The 16,622-nt window shown below is 67.4% G+C and carries 17 protein-coding genes; all 17 read right to left on the bottom strand.

Annotation, left to right across the window (positions count from 1 at the left end):
* Positions 1 to 8 precede the first annotated feature (8 nt).
* Complete coding sequence (gene nagA, locus VZ068_RS04240) at positions 9 to 1,163, bottom strand: N-acetylglucosamine-6-phosphate deacetylase (RefSeq protein ID WP_349657005.1); 1,155 nt, start codon at positions 1,161 to 1,163, stop codon at positions 9 to 11.
* Positions 1,164 to 1,165: 2 nt separating this feature from the next.
* Positions 1,166 to 2,194 (bottom strand): SIS domain-containing protein, encoded by a 1,029-nt coding sequence (locus VZ068_RS04235; RefSeq protein ID WP_349657004.1) that lies wholly within the window; start codon positions 2,192 to 2,194, stop codon positions 1,166 to 1,168.
* Between the two features lie 6 nt (positions 2,195 to 2,200).
* A complete protein-coding gene (locus tag VZ068_RS04230; protein WP_259155046.1) occupies positions 2,201 to 3,268 on the bottom strand; it encodes a LacI family DNA-binding transcriptional regulator in 1,068 nt (355 codons plus the stop codon).
* A 40-nt stretch (positions 3,269 to 3,308) separates the two neighbouring features.
* A complete protein-coding gene (locus VZ068_RS04225) occupies positions 3,309 to 4,583 on the bottom strand; it encodes a sugar MFS transporter (protein ID WP_259155047.1) in 1,275 nt (424 codons plus the stop codon).
* 43 nt (positions 4,584 to 4,626) lie between these two features.
* Positions 4,627 to 5,349, bottom strand: coding sequence for a GntR family transcriptional regulator (locus VZ068_RS04220; protein ID WP_259155964.1), 723 nt, complete (start codon positions 5,347 to 5,349; stop codon positions 4,627 to 4,629).
* A gap of 388 nt (positions 5,350 to 5,737) precedes the next feature.
* Positions 5,738 to 6,454 carry a type II secretion system protein N gene (gene gspN / locus VZ068_RS04215; RefSeq protein ID WP_349657003.1) on the bottom strand — a complete coding sequence of 239 codons (717 nt, stop codon included), beginning with the start codon at positions 6,452 to 6,454 and terminating at the stop codon, positions 5,738 to 5,740.
* Complete coding sequence (gene gspM / locus VZ068_RS04210; RefSeq protein ID WP_349657002.1) at positions 6,451 to 6,906, bottom strand: type II secretion system protein GspM; 456 nt, start codon at positions 6,904 to 6,906, stop codon at positions 6,451 to 6,453. The genes gspN and gspM overlap by 4 nt, the downstream gene beginning before the upstream one ends.
* On the bottom strand, positions 6,903 to 7,991 hold the full coding sequence (gspL, locus tag VZ068_RS04205) for a type II secretion system protein GspL (RefSeq protein WP_259167639.1): 1,089 nt from the start codon (positions 7,989 to 7,991) through the stop codon (positions 6,903 to 6,905). The genes gspM and gspL overlap by 4 nt, the downstream gene beginning before the upstream one ends.
* On the bottom strand, positions 7,988 to 8,980 hold the full coding sequence (gene gspK, locus VZ068_RS04200) for a type II secretion system minor pseudopilin GspK (protein ID WP_259167637.1): 993 nt from the start codon (positions 8,978 to 8,980) through the stop codon (positions 7,988 to 7,990). Before gspK ends, gspL begins: the two co-directional genes overlap by 4 nt.
* On the bottom strand, positions 8,977 to 9,579 hold the full coding sequence (gspJ, locus tag VZ068_RS04195) for a type II secretion system minor pseudopilin GspJ (protein WP_349657001.1): 603 nt from the start codon (positions 9,577 to 9,579) through the stop codon (positions 8,977 to 8,979). Before gspJ ends, gspK begins: the two co-directional genes overlap by 4 nt.
* Positions 9,576 to 9,953, bottom strand: coding sequence for a type II secretion system minor pseudopilin GspI (gene gspI, locus VZ068_RS04190; protein ID WP_349657000.1), 378 nt, complete (start codon positions 9,951 to 9,953; stop codon positions 9,576 to 9,578). The genes gspJ and gspI overlap by 4 nt, the downstream gene beginning before the upstream one ends.
* A complete protein-coding gene (locus VZ068_RS04185; RefSeq protein WP_349656999.1) occupies positions 9,937 to 10,380 on the bottom strand; it encodes a GspH/FimT family pseudopilin in 444 nt (147 codons plus the stop codon). The genes gspI and VZ068_RS04185 overlap by 17 nt, the downstream gene beginning before the upstream one ends.
* Before the next feature lie 66 nt (positions 10,381 to 10,446).
* Positions 10,447 to 10,911 (bottom strand): type II secretion system major pseudopilin GspG, encoded by a 465-nt coding sequence (gspG, locus tag VZ068_RS04180; RefSeq protein ID WP_259155069.1) that lies wholly within the window; start codon positions 10,909 to 10,911, stop codon positions 10,447 to 10,449.
* A gap of 27 nt (positions 10,912 to 10,938) precedes the next feature.
* Complete coding sequence (gene gspF, locus VZ068_RS04175; RefSeq protein WP_349656998.1) at positions 10,939 to 12,135, bottom strand: type II secretion system inner membrane protein GspF; 1,197 nt, start codon at positions 12,133 to 12,135, stop codon at positions 10,939 to 10,941.
* Positions 12,122 to 13,615: a type II secretion system ATPase GspE gene (gene gspE, locus VZ068_RS04170; protein ID WP_349656997.1), complete on the bottom strand. Its 1,494-nt coding sequence runs from the start codon at positions 13,613 to 13,615 to the stop codon at positions 12,122 to 12,124. Before gspE ends, gspF begins: the two co-directional genes overlap by 14 nt.
* Before the next feature lie 4 nt (positions 13,616 to 13,619).
* The gene (gene gspD, locus VZ068_RS04165) at positions 13,620 to 15,689 is read right to left on the bottom strand and encodes a type II secretion system secretin GspD (RefSeq protein ID WP_349656996.1); all 2,070 of its coding nucleotides are present in this window, start codon (positions 15,687 to 15,689) and stop codon (positions 13,620 to 13,622) included.
* On the bottom strand, positions 15,686 to 16,498 hold the full coding sequence (locus tag VZ068_RS04160) for a type II secretion system protein N (RefSeq protein WP_349656995.1): 813 nt from the start codon (positions 16,496 to 16,498) through the stop codon (positions 15,686 to 15,688). Before VZ068_RS04160 ends, gspD begins: the two co-directional genes overlap by 4 nt.
* Positions 16,499 to 16,622 lie beyond the last annotated feature (124 nt).

Raw genomic sequence — 16,622 nt, 5'->3', positions numbered from 1 at the left:
AGTCGTGCTCAGTCGCGCTGCCCGGCCACCCAGGTGTTCACTACCTGCACGTCGGCGTCCACCAGTACCAGATCGGCCTGGTAGCCGGGTGCGATGCGCCCCAGCCGGTCGCCCAGGCCGATGCATTGCGCCGGATACGTGGACGCCATGCGCGCGGCTTCGGCCAGGTCCACACCCAGCCAGCGCACGCTGTTGCGCACGGCCGTGGCCATGTCCAGCGCCGAGCCGGCCAGGGCGCCATCGGCATTGCGCACCACGCCGTCGACGGCGGTGATGGTTTCGCCGTACAGGTCGAAGCTGGGGCTGTCGGCGCCGACCATCGGCATGGCGTCGGTGACCAGCAGCAGCTTGCCACGCGGTTTGGCCGCCAGCGCCACGCGCAGGCTGGCCGGGTGCACATGCACGCCATCGACGATGACGCCGCACCACACGTCTGGATCTTCCAGCGCGGCGCCCACGGCATTGGGCTCGCGCCCGGCCAGTTGCGACATCGCGTTGTACACGTGCGTAAAGCCACTGACGCCAGCAGCGATGCCATCGCAGGCCTGCTCGTAGGTCGCCGCAGTGTGGCCGGCGAACACGATCGCACCACCGGCCACAAACGCGCGGATGTCATCCAGCGGCACGCGCTCTGGCGCAAGCGTGATCAGGGTGACGCCGTTGTCCAGCGAGGTATCGACGGCGATTTCGTGCGCGTCGGGCAGGCGGAACTTGTGCGCGTCGTGGGTGCCCTTGCGCGCAGGGCTCAGGTACGGGCCTTCCAGATGGATGCCGAGAACGCCGGGCACGCCTTGTGCGATGGCCTGGCGCGTGGCGTCGATCGCCTCGGCCATCACCTGCGCGGTGTCGCTGATCAGCGTCGGCAGCATGCCGGTGGTGCCGAAGCGGCGGTGCGCTGCGGCAATCGTGGCCAGCGCCTGCGGGTCGCGCGCGTTGTTGAACAACACGCCACCACCGCCGTTGACCTGGATGTCGATGAAGCCGGGCAACAAGGTCGCGCCGGCCAGATCCACGCGAGCGGCCGCCTGCGCGACACGCGCATCGTCTGCCGCGACGACGGACTGGATCTGCGCACCGTCCAGCAGCACGACCAGACCATCCTGCAGGCCGTCATCGGTAAGTACGCGTGCGTTGCACAACGCCTGAATCGGAGAAGCATCCATGTTCAAACTGTTTCCGTAACCTTGTTCAAGTGCGGCGGCAGATCGGGATTGTGGCCGCGCTGCAGTGCCAGCGCATTGATCGCGCGGTAGAAGCTCTGCACGGTCAGCAGCGGCGCGCACGCCGGGTGCGCGACATCGGCCAGCGGCAGATCGCCATCGGGCGCGGCCAGCCACACCTGCGCGCCACGTGCGCGGAATTCTTCGGCCAGCGCGCGCGTGCCTGCACCGGTTTCGTCGGGCTGCGCAAACACCAGCACCGGAAAGCCCGGGCCAACCAATGCCATCGGCCCGTGTTTGACCTCCGCGGAGCTGTAGGCCTCGGCATGCAGGCCGCAGGTTTCCTTGAACTTCAATGCCGCTTCCTGCGCCGCACCCAGACCCAGCCCGCGGCCAAGCACGAACAGGTTATGCGCGGGCGTCAGACCGGTGGTCAGCGCGGACCAGTCGGCCTGCCAGGCGCTGCGCAACTGTTGCGGCAACGCGTCCACTGCGGCGAGCAGTGCGGGGTCGTTCTTCCACACCGCACCCAGGTGCAGCACCGCGGCGAGCGAGGCGAGGTAGCTCTTGGTGGCGGCAACGCTTTTTTCCGGGCCGGCACCGAGAGCAATCACCACATCGGCCAGCTGCGCCAGCGGCGAATCTTCCACATTAACCAGGGCCACCACGCGCGCACCGGCGAGTTTGGCGGCCTCGGCATTGCGCAGCAGATCCGGGCTTTTGCCCGATTGCGAAATCACGATGTACAGCGCGCCACGCAGTTGCAGTGGTGCCGCGTAGACCGAGCCCACCGATGGCGATGCGGAGGCGGTGACGATGCCCAGCTGGGTCTCGAACAGGTACTTGGCATAGGTCGCTGCGTGGTCGGAGCTGCCGCGCGCGCAGGTCACCACGAACGGCGGCGGGTTATCGCGCAACGACTGCGCAAGCGCAGCGATGGTGTCGGCATTGCGCGCGAATTGTGCGGCGACCACATCGGCGGTCTGCGCGGCTTCGCGGAACATCAAGGTCTGCGTTTCGGTGGGGAGGCTCATCGGGGCTCAGGCGGATTCGGGGGGAAGGGGTTTGCCGGTGGACGCGGGCGCCGGCGCAGTGGAACCACGCACCACCAGTTGCGGTACGAAGCCACGGTTCTGCAATTGCGCGGGCTGGTCGTCGTAGGCATCGCTGCGCAGCTGGCTGATCAACAAGCGTGCGGCGTGCCGCGCGATGTCGTCGGTGGCCTGCTTGGCGGTGGTCAGCGCCGGCCACGACTGCCGTGAGAACGGGCTGTCTTCGAAACCGGCGATCGACAACTGATACGGCACATTCATGCCGGTGGACTTGGCCGCGGCCAGTACGCCGGCGGCGATTTCATCGTTGCTGCCGAAGATGGCGGTGGGCGGCTCGCGCAGCGACAGCAACCGACGCGCGCCACGAAAGCCATCGTCGAAGGTGTAGTCGCCGGGAATCACCAGGTGCTTGTCCAGCGCAATGCCATAGTCCTTCAACGCCGCCTCGTAGCCGGCATAGCGCTCGCCGCTGGAGCGATGCTGCGGGCCGCCCCACAGGAAGCCGATGCGTTGATGGCCGAGCTGGATCAGATGCTCGGTGATTTCATACGCGGCATCGCGGTCGTCGATATACACACATGGGCCGTCGCCGGGATCGTCGGTGGCGGCGATGATGCGCACGCTCTTGATCCCGCGCGCGGCCAGGCCGGCGAGCAGTTCGGGGCGTTCGGACATCGGCGCGGTCAATACCACGCCGGCCAGGCGCGAGCGCTGCACCCATTCGGCCAGCTCTTCGGCCAGCAATGGCGAGGTGGAATCGCAGGGATGGATCTGCAGGCCGAAGCCGGTTTCGCGGCAGGCGGCCAGCACGCCGTTCTGGATGCCGATGATGTGATATGGATTGGGGTTGTCGTAGACCAGGCCGATCACGAACGGCGTGCCGCTGCGCAGATTGCGTGCGGACGGATCGGGTTCGTAGTCGAGATCGGCGATGGCACGCAGCACGCGCGCACGCGTGGCCTGCATCACCGAGGGCTCGTTGTTGATCACACGCGACACGGTCTTCAACGAGACCTTGGCGCGCTCGGCGACGTCTTTGATGGTGGGCCTGCGCATGGAAGTGCCTTGTTCGTCGGAACGCATCATGCCGCGTCGCTCACTTGGCCTGGGCCGGCAGGCCCAGGCGATGACCGCGCAGCGAATAGAACAGGATGTACAGATAGCACGGCACCATCAGCGCAGCGAACACGACCTGGAAGTCGTAGTGCTGTTTGAGAATGGCGAACAGCTGCGGAATGATCGCGCCGCCGGCAATGCCCATCACCAGCAGCGCCGAACCGATCTCGGTGAAGCGGCCAAGCCCGCGAATGGCCAGCGGAAAGATCGCCGGCCACATCATCGCGTTGGCGAAGCCCAGCGCGGCGACGAAGCCCACCGATACATAGCCATGGGTGAACAATGCACCCAGCGAGAACAGCACGCCCAGCACCGCCGACACGCTCAGGTAACGCGCCTGCGAAATGACGGTGGGGATCAGCGCCAGGCCGGCGAGGTAGCCCAGCAGCATCGCGCCCAGCGTGTAGGAGGTGAACAGCTTGGTGCTGTCCAGCGGCAGGTTGAAGCCATGTCCGTAGGTGCCGATGGCATCGCCGGCCATCACTTCCACGCCCACATAGACGAACAGGCACAACACGCCCAGCCACAGGTGCGGGAACTGGAAGATGCTGGATTTCTGCACGCCGGCAGCGCCGGGGGTTGCATTGGCTTCGGAAGCCTTGAGTTCGGGCAATGGCGAGAACAGCACGCCGATGGCCAGCAACAACAGCACGCCGGACATCACCAGATACGGTGCGTGGATCTTGGCGGCGAATGCAGTGAGCAAGGTTTCCTTGGTTGCGGCATCGGCACTGGCGACTTGCGCGGACAGGTCGCCGATACCATGCAGCACCAGCGAGCCGATCAGAATCGGCGCCAGGATGCCGGCGATCTTGTTGCAGATGCCCATCAAGGCGATGCGGCGTGCGGCACTTTCGATCGGCCCGAGGATGCTGATGTACGGGTTGATCGCGGTCTGCAGCAACGCCAGGCCGCTGCCGATCACGAACAGGCCGCCCAATGCGCCCGGATACCAGCGCTGGGTGGCGAACTGGCCGAAGCCGGCCGCGCCCACCGCCATCACCACCAGGCTCAGCGCCAGCCCCTTCTTCATGCCGGTGCGCTTGAGGATCCACGACGCCGGCAGCGCCAGGAAGAAGTACGACAGGTAGAACACCATCAGCACCAGGAAGGCATTGACCTCGTTGAGGTCGAACGCCAGCCGCACGAAGGTGATCAGCGGCCCGTTGATCCAGGTGAAAAAGCCGATGATGAAAAACAGCACGCCGACGATGGCGATCGAGACAACGGGATTTGCGGGCCTGGCGGTAGTCATGGATCGGCTGGCTCTGAGGTTGTCGTAGGGAATGCCGTTGGGGTCAGCGGCGCAGTTCGGCGACGAAGTCGTAGAAATCGTTATGGCAATAGGTGTCGGTCAATTCGATCGCGCTGCCGTCGCGCGCATAGCCCACGCGCACCACATGCAAAATCGCCTCACCGGTTTTCATGCGTAGATGTTCGGCCAGACGCGCCGGCAGGTTGATCGCGCGGAAGTACTGCAATGCGCGCACCACCGGCGTGCCCTGCGCATCCAGATAGCTGTACAGCGAATCGCCCACTTGCTGCGGGTCGGCCACGATGCGCTGCGGCAGCACCGCATGCTCGTAGGCCATCACGCGGTCGTCGGCGCTGCGCAGACGGGTGAGCGAAGCCACCGCCGCATCCGGCGACAGGCCCAGCCGCAGGATCTCTTCGCCATGCGCCGGGCGCAGCCGCCGCTCCAGCCAGCGCGTGCCGGGCTCGTAGCCCTTGATGCGCAGCGTTTCGCTGAAACTGGTCAGGCCACTGAGCTGGTGCTGGATCTGGGTGGTGACGAAGGTACCGGCGCCCTGCCGACGCGAGACCAGGCCTTGTTCGACCAGTACATCGACCGCCTGGCGCAGGGTGACCCGCGAGATCTGCAGGCGCTCGCACAGCTGGCGCTCGGCCGGCAGCGCTTCGCCGGCCTTCCACTGACCGCCACGAATGGCGTCGGTGAGTTTGCCGGCCAGCTGCAGGTACAGCGGGGTTGGCGCGGACGCGTCCAGGTGCAGGTCGTCCAGTCGCTTGTCGGCGTCCGCCTTGGCCTTGGCCATTCGTTAGTCCCGCCTGCCCGAATTCGATAGGTCCAATATAGTACCAATCTACAGCGACGCACCAGCCCTGCGCTGCGCCGGCCCATCTGGAAGGGTCGGGCGGGCGTGTGCGACGCCAGCGGGCGCGCCTGGGGATTGACCGGTGAATGTCGGCGCGGCGGGCACTGGTCTGCATTGCACGGGGTGCCGTCTCGGCAACCGGCTTGGCAAGGCAGCGTTGCGGCCAGCCGATGTGTGGCCAGGCAGATCAGACCAATTTTGCCGGCACTGGAGGTCTTGGACCGGCAGCCGGCGGGCAGCGGAAACCGCTGCGCCACGCAACCAGCCCTCCCCGCTTCGCCAGCAGTGAGCGGCGCTACAGCTGCCCCTGATCGACGCGCACCAGCCAACGCTCCGGCGTCTGGACGAAGCCGAGCAGTTGCAGGCCCAACTGCAGCGCGGTGTCGTTGCCGGGCTCGACCTGGGTGCGCCACTGCCAGCGGCCATCGCGCTGCAGCCGCAGCTCGGCGCCGAGGTCGACGCCTTCGGGCAGACCGCCATCGGGCGCGAGCGCCAGCACCAGGGCATCGCCCACGCAGCGCGGGCTACCGCGCAGACGCAAGGGCAGCAGTCCGGCGGCTTCGCCACCTGCGTTGGGCAGCACCTGCACGGCGACATCGCCGCCGGCCTGCGTGCATCGTATGGCATCAAAGATCGCATGCACCTCGCGCAGATCGATCGACAGATCCAGCAGGGCCACCCCACCCGGCTTGCGCAGCAACAGGCGACCAGTGGCCTGCTGCACACCGTATCGGGCGCCCTGCAATGCCATCAGCTGCGCGGTGGCCGAGCGCAGCTGCACCTGGCGTTGCCCGCGCAACAAGGGCAGCGGGCGCAGACGCACGCCGACATCGCCCACGTCCATGGCGGCCCAGGTCACGCCACGCAGAGTGCCGTTCCAGATCGAGCCCTGTGCTTCCAGCGCGGTGAACGGCAGCGTCTCGATCGGCAGCACCAACCGCAGCGGCAAGGTGGCGATCACGCCGACGACCAGCAGCGCGCTGCCCAGCAACAACCAACGCACTGCCCTCATGGCGCGATGCCCGAAAACGTGCAGCGTACCTGCAGCTGCCCGTCGCGGCGGGTGATCTCAAGCGCCGAAGGCGTCAGGCCGTGACGCTGGCGCAGCTGTTCCAGCCAGGCGAACAGGACGGGGCTGGTGACGGTGTCGATCTGCACTGCGAGCGTTCCGGTCGGACTGCGCTGTTGGCGGGTGATGGTGATCGTGGCATCGCGCGCGCTTTGCGTAATGCGCGCCAGCGGGATGGCGGCCACTGTACCGCCGTGCGACGCGCGCGCCATCAGCAGCACCTCTGCGGCGTGGTCATACCGTGCCTGCGCGCCGCTGCGCCAGTGCCGCAGCGGCACCAGCAGCGCATACCAGCCGATGAAGGCAGCGATGGCGGCAACCATGACCGCGACCATGACGCGTTCGCGCGGTGCGCGGCTCTGCCACCATACCGGCATACCTTGCAACGTGTTCATCGCGGCGGCTCCAGTTCCAGCGAAGTGGCGAGTCTGTCATCGCGGGGCTGGCCCGCGCCTGCACGCAGCTGCCAACCGGCGCGGCCGAGCTGGGCGGTGAAGCGCTCCAGTTGCGCGGCGTCGCCATGCAGCAAGGTGACGCGCAGCGGACCTTGTGGTTGGTAAGCGAGCGCATCCAGTTCCGCACCCGGTACTGCGTCGACTGCGGCGAACACTGCCGCCAGTTGCGTTGCGAATGCGTTCTGCGGGGCGCCGGCCTGGCGTGTCTTGTCAGCGCCAGAGGACATGCCACTCGGCCCCATCAGCTGGGCGCTGCGCCGCTGCAGGAGCTGCGCGCCGATGTCGTAACGCAGGCTCTGCGCCACCATCACAAGCACAGGCGAGAGCACCAGCAGCGCAAGCAACCACGCAAGCGTGCGTGGCCGCAGGCCCTCCCGTTGCGGCGTTGACGCGGCAAAGCCTTGCTGGCGCAGATTGATCGGCGCGGTGGCGGCATGCCGCGCAAACTGCGCGATGGCGTGCATTGGATCCGGCCCCGGCGGCGGCATTGGGGCGATCGGAAGCGATGCGACCAGCACCTGCGCAAGCTGCGGCTCCAGGCTGCAGGCGATACGCGTGCCACGCAGCAACCAGCGGCCATCCCAGTGCAGCAGCGTCGGCGGCTGATCCGGCGGCGCGTCGGCCAGCAGCAGACAGTCGGGCACTACCGCATCGGGGACGACACCCAGCTCTGCCGCACGGTCGAGCCACTGCCGCATCACCGCGCCATCCACTGCGGCCACCAGCCGCGTGCCATCGCTCTGTGCCTGGTCGGCGATCACCACATGCAGCGTCTGTGCATCGCCTGCCAGATGCTCGGCCAGCTGCAGCCGCGCCGCAGCCAGCGATTGCGTGATGCTATGCCCGGGCAGGGCCAGCCAACGCAGATGCACGTCCACGCCCGGCACCACCAGCACCGTCTGCGTCGTTGGCGCGCGTTGCGCATTCAACGCATCCTGCGCCAACACGTGGCCGTGTGCATCCACGCGCACGCTGATGGGCTGCGCTGTGGCATCGGCCGGCAACAACAGCAGGGTGCTACTCATTCGTCGGGGCTCCATTGACGTGCCACCAGTCGCACGCGGCCGGCAGGGTCCTGTTGCAGCAATGCCTCCAGCAGAACCTGCGCACCGGCGTGGTCGACCTGGCTGTAGAGAGAAAAATAGGACGTGCGCAATTGGATCTGCTGAAACACCGCATCCGGCAACGCCGCCTGCATGAGTGCGGGCTGCTTCCAGAACACCGCCGCATCGCGCCAACCGCCAACCGGCCGCGCGGCGATGATGCGGCGTGCGGCCGGCAACTCCACCGCGCCTTCGGTCAAGGCCGCCAGCACCGGCGCATCTTCGGCGCGTAGCGTGTTGATGTTGATCGGCGACAACCGCCCTTCGGGCAATGCGCACACATAGGGTTGCAGCTGCGCGACGAGCGCCGGCGTGTAACCGGCGACGGCGCGCAGCTCGCTGACGCCGGCCAACAAGGTCGCGCCGGTGCGCGCCGGCACCGCCGCTTGCAGATAGCGGTCGTCTTCGGCGCCCTGCGCGCCCGGCTGGGTATCGCTATCGATCCAGTCCACCAACGCATCGGTGAGCGCCTGCGCCTGTTGCGGGGCGATATCCAGCGCGTCCAGCAAGGCCAGGTACTGGTTGGCGCCATCGTCGCTGCGTTGCCATTGCTCGGGTGCGCCCATCACCACGCTGTTGAGGTTGAAGCAACCACCGCGATCGCGCAGCCGTACGCTCACCATTCCATCGTCCAGCGGGAAGTTGATCGGTTGGTCGTTCCAGCCACCGTCCAGCGTGGTGCGCAGCGGGTCGCGCCTGGCCAAGGCCTGCAAGCGTTGCCGCGCCACGGCCTCGCTGCCCAGCGCATACCACTGCGCCTGCGTCATCGCTTCTGCGTTGCCGCTGCGGCGCAACCCAAAGCGCAGGTCGTTCAATACCGCCACCATCAGCAGCGTCATCACCGCCACCAGCAACAGCACCGTCAGCAATGCGACGCCGCGTTGTTGCGCAGGGGCATGCAGCGCGCTCATGCGCGCCCCTCCGGCAGCAGGAACAGCTGCCGTACGTGACCCCATTGCTCCAGATCCAGCTCCAGCAGCAGTGCATCCGGCAGTGCCTCCAGTCCGCCGCTCCAGCCATCGCTCCACTGCGCGCGATAGTGAAACGCCACCTCGGCCGAACGCACACCGCGCAGCAGCACCTGCGGCGCCCCGGCCACCGCGCCATCCAGCGCCGGCCGCGCACTGCGCTCCAGACGTCCGTCGACGATGCGGTACTCGACGTATTGCAGCGACGCACGCGGCGCCTGATCCGGATTGCTCCAGCCACGCCGGACAAAGCCGAACAACGGCGCCTGTGACCCGGGCGCACGTGCAACGAACGCGGTGCGCGCGGCGCTGCCATCGCTGTAGCGCGTGCGCCGTACCGCGGCCTGTTGCAGATCGCTGCGCAGCAGGCCATGGACCAGTTGCAGTTCGCGCACCTGCTGCAGGCGCGCGCGCACCGCATCGCGCTGGTCGATGCTTTGCCGCATCACCACCACCGCGGCGCCGGCCACCAGCGCAAAGACCGCCAGCGCCACCAGCAGTTCGATCAGGGTGAAGCCCTGCATGCGTTGCGTGCGGCTCATTGCACGCTCCGCAATGTGCTCAGGCTGGCAATCTGCTGCGGCTGTCCTGCGGCGCGCACTCGCACCTCGATCCGCACCATGCCAGCGCTTGCCGGCAGCGCCTGGCGTTGCCAGTCCCAACGACGGCCACCCAGCAGGTCCTGGCCTTGCGCAGGCGCCACTGCGGCGTTGGCCGGCGCCAGCATCGCCTCGATCGCCTGATTTTCCGCAACCAACGCCGCAAGCATGCGTTCTTCCAGCACCACTGCCGTGCGCGTGCTTTCGCCCGACAGATTCAACAACCCGACCACCGCCATGCCGAAGATGGCCAATGCGACCATCAGCTCAAGCAGCGAAAATCCGGCGCAGGCGCGCTGGTTATCGACGCGGCGCATCGACCCGCACCACACCGGCGGCATCCACCATCACCTGCAGCTGGTGCTGCCCATCGTCCAGCGCGATGCGTTGCGGCGTGGCCGCACCGGTCGGGTCGAAGCGGACGCTCAACTGCGTACCGCCGCCCGGCAACTGCGCCTGCACGCCCGCAGGCCAGCGCGTGGCGGCGAACGGCGTCTGGTCCAGCGCAACCCAACGTCGCTGCGCCTGGCGACGGAACGTATAGCCGCCCGCGTCGATGCTGACTTCAACCATGCGCAGGCTCAGGATCGCCTCGTCGCGTGCATTGGCCAGTGCACTGGCCAGCATGTCGGCCTGAGCATGCAGATCCTGCCGCGTGTCCGGCATGGTCATCACTACCAGGGTGCTGGCAAGCGCGGTGATCACCAGTACCGCCAGCAGCTCGAGCAGGGTGAAGCCACGCATGCGTCCGCGATGGCTGCGTATCGCCGTCCGTTGCGCGCTGGGTGGTGCAGTCAGCACGGCGGCACCTCAGCGCCAGTTGCCGATGTCGGCATTGTCGGCATCGCCGCCTTCGGCGCCGTCGGCACCGAAGGAGTAGACGTCGAAGCCACCGGTTCGTCCCGGGCGTCGATATTGATACGCGTGGCCCCATGGATCCTCAGGCAACCGGCGGATATAACCGCCCTGCCGATAGCGCTCGGGCCGGGTCAGGCCGCTGGGCGGGCTGAGCAAGGCCTGCAAGCCCTGCTCGGTGGTCGGATAGGTGAGGTTGTCCAGTCGGTAGGTTTCCAGCGCCTGTTCCAGCACCGCAACATCCGCGCGCGCCTTTTCGACCATGGCGCGGTCCTGGCTGGGCATCACGTTGATCATCACCACGGTGGCCAGCAGGCCGATGATGACGATCACCACCATCAACTCGACCAGGGTGAAACCGCGCACGCCACTGCGCGAGACAGGCGAGCCGGCACGTGCACGACACTGGTTGGACTGCATGGGGATCTCCGAAGAAAGCGGCCGCGCTCAGCCAAGCGCGAGGGTGTTGAACTGCAGGATGGGCAACAGGATCGACAGCACGATCACCGCCACCACCCCGCCGAGCAGCACGATGATGGCCGGCTCCAGCAGGCTCATCGCCGCGCTGGTGAACGATTCGAACTCACGCTCCAGGTAATCGGCGGCGCGCTCCAGCATCGGCGCCAGGCGCCCGCTGTTTTCGCCGCTGGAGGCCATGTACAGCAGCGTCGGCGGAAACACCCCGGCGCGCTTCATCGCCGCAGCCAGACTGCCGCCTTCGCGAATCGCGGTGACCATGCTGTCGGTGGCCAGCCGCAAGGCGCGGTTGTCGACCGTGCGTGCGGCGATCATCAGCCCCTCCATCAGCGGCAGGCCGCTGTTGACCATGATCGCCAAGGTGCGCGCCATGCGTGCGGCATGGAGGTCGCGGATCAACCGGCCGAGCAAGGGCGCACGCAGGATGGCGCGATCCGCAGCCAGTCGCAGCGCCGGGCGCCGGAGCAGACGCAACGCTGCGATGACCGCAATCACCAGCGCAACCAGTAGCGGAACGCCGGCATGCAGCAGGAAGTTGGACACACCGATCACCGCGCGCGTCAGCCATGGCAAGGTGCGGCCCATCGAGTCGAACTGGTCCACTACCTTGGGTACGACGAAGGTCATCAACACGATCACCACCGCACCGGCCGTCAGCGCCAACGCGGCCGGGTAGACCAGGGCGGACTGTAGCTTGCTGCGCACCTGCGCCTGCCGCTCGAGCAGATCGGCCAGCCGCTCCAGCACCTGCGGCAAGGCACCGGCGCTTTCGCCCGCGGCGACCATGGCGCGATACAGCGGCGGAAATGCGTTGCCCTGGCGGGCCATCGCATCGGACAAGCGGAAGCCTTCGACCACCAGGCCATGGGTCTGGCTGGTGACGCGGCGCACGCCGCGTCGTTCCGATTGCGTACCGATGGTGCGCAAGGCTTCTTCCAGGGGCGCGGTTTCCACCAGCGTCGCAAGCTGGCGCGTGAACAACACCAGATCCTTGCCGCTGAAGCGTGCCGCACGCATGGTGGCGGCAGCGGCAGCGGCGTCGACCCGCACCGGCACCCACTGGCGCTGCTCCAGCTGCGCGCGCGCACTGTGCACGCTGTCGGCGCTGATCACGCCCTGGCGGCTGCGCCCATGCAGATCGAGCACGGTGTAATCAAACCGCGGCATGCGCATCCTCCTGCTGGCGGGTGACGCGCAAGGCTTCTTCCAGCGTGGTGAGCCCTTGCAGCACGGCAGCGCGTGCGGCGTCGCCCAACCGCGGCGCGCGTGCGAAAGCGACTGCTGCCAGCGCATCCTCGTCGGCGTTGTCGCCGATCAGTCGGCGCATCGCATCGTCTACCGCGATGGCTTCGTAAACGCCCACGCGCCCGGCATAACCGCTGTGATGGCACACCGCGCAGCCGACCGCGGCGTACACCGTCGCACCGCCACCGTCATCGACCGCAAGCAGCTGCCGTGCGGCTGCATCCAATGGCCGTGGCGCGCGGCACTGCGGGCACAGCCGCCGCACCAGCCGCTGCGCCAGAATCAGGCGCAGGCTCGAGGCCAGCAGAAACGGTTCGATCCCCATATCGCGCAGGCGCGTGACCGCGCCCACCGCATCGTTGGTGTGCACGGTGGACAGCACCAGATGGCCGGTGAGACTGGCCTGCACCGCAATCTGCGCGGTCTCGGCATCGCGGATCTCACCGATCATCACCACGTCCGGGTCCTGGCGGAGGATGGCGCGCAGACCGGCGGCAAAGGTCATGCCCACCCGCGCGTTGACCTGGGTCTGACCGACGCCGTCGATGGCGTATTCCACCGGGTCTTCGACGGTAAGGATATTGCGCGAGCCATCGTTGAGCAGGCTCAGCGCGGCGTACAAGGTGGTGGTCTTGCCCGAGCCGGTGGGACCGGTCACCAGCACGATTCCATTGGGTACCTGCAATGCGCGCTGCACGGTGTGCATCACTGCCGCGGGCATGCCCAGCTGCGTCAACGACAAGGTGCCCTGCTCCTTGTCCAGGATACGCAGCACCACCCGCTCGCTGTTGCGCGTGGGCAGCGTGGACACGCGTACGTCCAGCGCCTTGGCGCCCATCACCAGCGACACACGGCCGTCCTGCGGCACGCGCTTTTCGGCGATATCCAGCCGTGCCATCACCTTGACCCGCGACACCAGCAGCGGCGCGATGCGCCCGGGCAAGGTGGCCGCTTCGCGCATCACCCCATCCACGCGCAGCCGCACGCGCAAGCGCGATTCGTAGGACTCCAGATGCACATCGGAGGCGCCCAGGCGCGCGGCTTCGGCGATGATGCCGTTGATCAGGCGGATGATCGGCGCGTCGTCCTGGCTGTCGAGCAGATCGGCAGTGGGGATATCGTCGATCAACGAATCCAGGCTGCCGTGCAGGTCCAGCGCCTCGACCTGCACGCCCTGCTCCATGCCGGCATCGGCGTAGATCTCCGACACGTGCCGGTCGAACACCGCCGGCACCAAGGTGCGCACCTGCAACGGCATGCCCAGCGCCCGCCGCAACTCGATCAGGGCCTGCACATCGCCGCCTTCGCGTAGGCCGATCTGCGCGGCGCTGTCGCTGCCGAGCAGCACCACGCCGTGGCGCTTGGCGAACGCATAGGAAATGCTGGCGCGCACGGTGTCCATGGCATCAGCGCTGCACGGGACGTGCGCCGGGTGCAGGCGTGGCTGCCGGTGCCGGCGATGGTCCAGCCGGCAACTGCGGCGGCTGCGCGCGCAGGTAATCGCGGACCAACGCATCGAGCGCGGCTTCCGGGTCGCCATCGGCCAACTGGCGATCGCGCAGATAGGTGTAGCGCGGTGCGGTCATGCGCTGCGCATCGGCCGCATCGCGGATGATGGTCGGGCGGATGAACACCATCAGGTTGGTCTTGTCGCGATTGCGCGACTTGTGCCGGAACAGCGCGCCCAGCCCGGGCACATCGCCGAGCAGCGGCACCTTTTCCACGGTCTGCCGGTCGTTCTGATCGAGCAGGCCGCCAAGCGCGACGATGGCGCCGTTTTCCACCACCACGCGGGTTTCGATCTGGCGCTTGTTGAACACCAGTTCCGAGGACTGCGCGCTGACCGGCCCGGCAATTGCCGAGACTTCCTGCTTGATCGCAAGCGTGATGCCGCCGGCGGTATTGATCTGCGGGCGCACCTCAAGCTCCACGCCCACGTCCTGACGCTGGATGGTGCGGAACGGGTTGTCGTTGGCCGCGCCCAGCACCTCGCCGGTGGTGATCGGCACTTCCTGGCCCACCAGGATGCGCGCCTGCTCGTTGTCCAGCGTCATGATCGATGGCGTGGACAGCAGATTGGAGCCGGTATCGCTCTTGACCGCATCGATGATCATGCCGAACACCGCATCGTTGCTTTGCCCGGCCAGGCCGATCAGGCCGCCACTCAGTCCCAGCAACGATTGCGCGGCCACATTGCGCGCCTGTTCCAGCACCGAATCGTCGTCGCCGTTATTGCTGCGCGTGCCGGCGGCGGCCGCAGCCAGGGGCACGATGCCCGGCGCTGCACCGCTGTACTGTGTGGCGATCAACGGCACGGTGCCGTTGCGGCCAGCCAGCAGCAGCTGCACGCCCAGGCGCTTGGCCGCAGTGTCGGAAATCTCCACCACGATCGCTTCCACCAGTACCTGCTCGCGATGCACGTCCAGCTGGCGGATCACGTCCATCAAGGCACGCTGGGTTTCCGGGTCGGCATTGATGATCAGGGCGTTGGAGCCGGGGTAGCGCACGATCACCGGGCGCTTGCCGGTAGCCGGTGCGATCACCTGGGTCTGTGCGGTGCCGGCGGCTGCCGCCACATCCACGGCAGTGGAGCGCGTGTCCTGCCCGGCTTGCGCCTCATTGCCCGGCGTCTGCCCGACCAGCTGCTGCAATACCGGCAGCAACTGCTCGGCGCTGGCGTGTTGCAGCCGCACCACGCTGACATCGCCACGGCGCTCGGCGCGCCCGTCCAGATCCATCGCGGTGCGCACCACCCGCTGCACCAGCGCCGGGTCGCCGCGTACGATCAACGAATTGCTGCTGTCCACCGGCAACACCGACAGTACCGCACTGCGCTCGCCGGCCTGGCCAAACAGCGAGGTCAATGTGCGTGCCAGCTCCTGCGCGGAACTATTGCGCAAGGTCACCGTGTCGATGGCCGCGCGATCGGTATCGATCTGCGTCACCAGCCCGCGAATGCGGCGCAGGTTGTCGGCGTAGTCGGCTATCAACAGGCCATTGCCCTGCGGCATCGCCATGATCACGCCGCCGCGCCCGATCAGCGGTTTGAGGATCTCTGCCGCGCTACGCGCATCCACCCGCTGCAGCGTGAACACCTGCGTGGCAAACCCCAGATTGCCGCTGGCGGCACTACCCGGCTGTTGCGCGGCGGTATCGTCGGGAATGATGCGATAGGTCGACGGACCACTGGACACCGCAATCAAGCCGTTGGCGCGCAACACCGCCAGCAACATGCCGAGCAGGTCGGCTTCGCTCATCGCCTGCGCGCGCGCCACGTTGACCGTGCCCTGCACGCGGGTGTCCACGATGAAGGTGATGCCGGTGGCGCGCGAGACATCCTGGATGAAGGCGCGCAGGTCCACGTCCTGCAGCCGCACTGCTGGCGCATCGGCGGCCTGCAGCGAGACGACTGGTGTCACGGCGCACACGCACAGCAACGTGGCCGACAACAGCCATATGGGGCGAGCAGCAATCATTGCGGGCGCTTCAAGGTCATGGTGTGGGTCTGGCCGTCGCGGCGATAGGTCAGCGTGGCCGCCTGGCCATCGCGCAGTTCGTCCTGCAACTCGCGCAGGTGTTCGGCATCGAGCGTGCGCCCGTTGATCTGGGTCAGTACATCGCCTGCCGCCAGGCCGGCCTGGCGCAACAGCGCGCCATCGCCACGCGGCATGATGGTGAAGCCGCTGCCATCCGCGCTTGCACGCAGCCCGGCGCTGCTCAGCAGCTGTTGCGGGTCGACCGCGGTTGCGCCTGCTGCTGCCGTCGCATTGCCCACGTTGGACATCACGCCGGATGCGCTACCTGCGGCTGTGTTCGCTGACGATGACGTTGTCGCAGGCGCCTGCGGCGCCGCATCGAGCAATGTCAGGCGGCGCACGCCGCTACCGGTCCGCAGCAGCACGTGGTCGGCGGTGACCGCTTGCAACACGACGCCGGGCATCACCGTATCGCCGACGCGGTAGGCGCCCTGCCGGCCATCGCCGAGACTCAGGTAGGCCGCTGCCTGCGCAGCACCCGCACGCACACCGTGCAGCAGCACGCCATCGCTATTGCTGTCGGCAACGCTGCGATAGAACACGTCGCGGCGCAATGCAGACCACTCCGACACCGTGCCCGCGACCGGCTGTGCGTGACCAACCGGACCGACCGGGGTGATCAGCAACCACAGCAGACGCAGCCCTTGCAGTGCCAGCAACCCGACCAGCGCACAGCCCAGTGCCGTGCGTGCGGCATGCGACGACATGACGGTAGTCAACGAGGGCAAGGCGCGGTGCAAAGCAGACATCCGGCTGAAGGATTGCGATCGGATGACAGAATGCGGCAGCAATGTGTCAGTTCGAAGAAATCGATGACACCAGACGACACACACCGACATGCGGCAAAACGCAAACGCCCGCCATGCCGAAGCA

This window comes from Xanthomonas sp. 10-10 (genome assembly GCF_040182365.1).
In the GTDB taxonomy this organism is placed as follows: domain Bacteria; phylum Pseudomonadota; class Gammaproteobacteria; order Xanthomonadales; family Xanthomonadaceae; genus Xanthomonas; species Xanthomonas arboricola_F.
Note: the sequence above shows the minus strand (reverse complement) of the source record. Positions and strands in the feature narration are given on the sequence as shown.

Bases quoted from the DNA above. Each gene is read 5' to 3' on its own strand.
- nagA (WP_349657005.1), bottom strand. From the start codon at position 1,163: ATGGATGCTTCTCCGATTCAGGCGTTGTGCAACGCACGCGTACTTACC.
- VZ068_RS04235 (WP_349657004.1), bottom strand. From the start codon at position 2,194: ATGAGCCTCCCCACCGAAACGCAGACCTTGATGTTCCGCGAAGCCGCG.
- VZ068_RS04230 (WP_259155046.1), bottom strand. From the start codon at position 3,268: ATGCGCAGGCCCACCATCAAAGACGTCGCCGAGCGCGCCAAGGTCTCG.
- VZ068_RS04225 (WP_259155047.1), bottom strand. From the start codon at position 4,583: ATGACTACCGCCAGGCCCGCAAATCCCGTTGTCTCGATCGCCATCGTC.
- gspN (WP_349657003.1), bottom strand. From the start codon at position 6,454: ATGAGGGCAGTGCGTTGGTTGTTGCTGGGCAGCGCGCTGCTGGTCGTC.
- gspM (WP_349657002.1), bottom strand. From the start codon at position 6,906: ATGAACACGTTGCAAGGTATGCCGGTATGGTGGCAGAGCCGCGCACCG.
- gspL (WP_259167639.1), bottom strand. From the start codon at position 7,991: ATGAGTAGCACCCTGCTGTTGTTGCCGGCCGATGCCACAGCGCAGCCC.
- gspK (WP_259167637.1), bottom strand. From the start codon at position 8,980: ATGAGCGCGCTGCATGCCCCTGCGCAACAACGCGGCGTCGCATTGCTG.
- gspJ (WP_349657001.1), bottom strand. From the start codon at position 9,579: ATGAGCCGCACGCAACGCATGCAGGGCTTCACCCTGATCGAACTGCTG.
- gspI (WP_349657000.1), bottom strand. From the start codon at position 9,953: ATGCGCCGCGTCGATAACCAGCGCGCCTGCGCCGGATTTTCGCTGCTT.
- VZ068_RS04185 (WP_349656999.1), bottom strand. From the start codon at position 10,380: ATGCGTGGCTTCACCCTGCTCGAGCTGCTGGCGGTACTGGTGATCACC.
- gspG (WP_259155069.1), bottom strand. From the start codon at position 10,911: ATGCAGTCCAACCAGTGTCGTGCACGTGCCGGCTCGCCTGTCTCGCGC.
- gspF (WP_349656998.1), bottom strand. From the start codon at position 12,135: ATGCCGCGGTTTGATTACACCGTGCTCGATCTGCATGGGCGCAGCCGC.
- gspE (WP_349656997.1), bottom strand. From the start codon at position 13,615: ATGGACACCGTGCGCGCCAGCATTTCCTATGCGTTCGCCAAGCGCCAC.
- gspD (WP_349656996.1), bottom strand. From the start codon at position 15,689: ATGATTGCTGCTCGCCCCATATGGCTGTTGTCGGCCACGTTGCTGTGC.
- VZ068_RS04160 (WP_349656995.1), bottom strand. From the start codon at position 16,498: ATGTCTGCTTTGCACCGCGCCTTGCCCTCGTTGACTACCGTCATGTCG.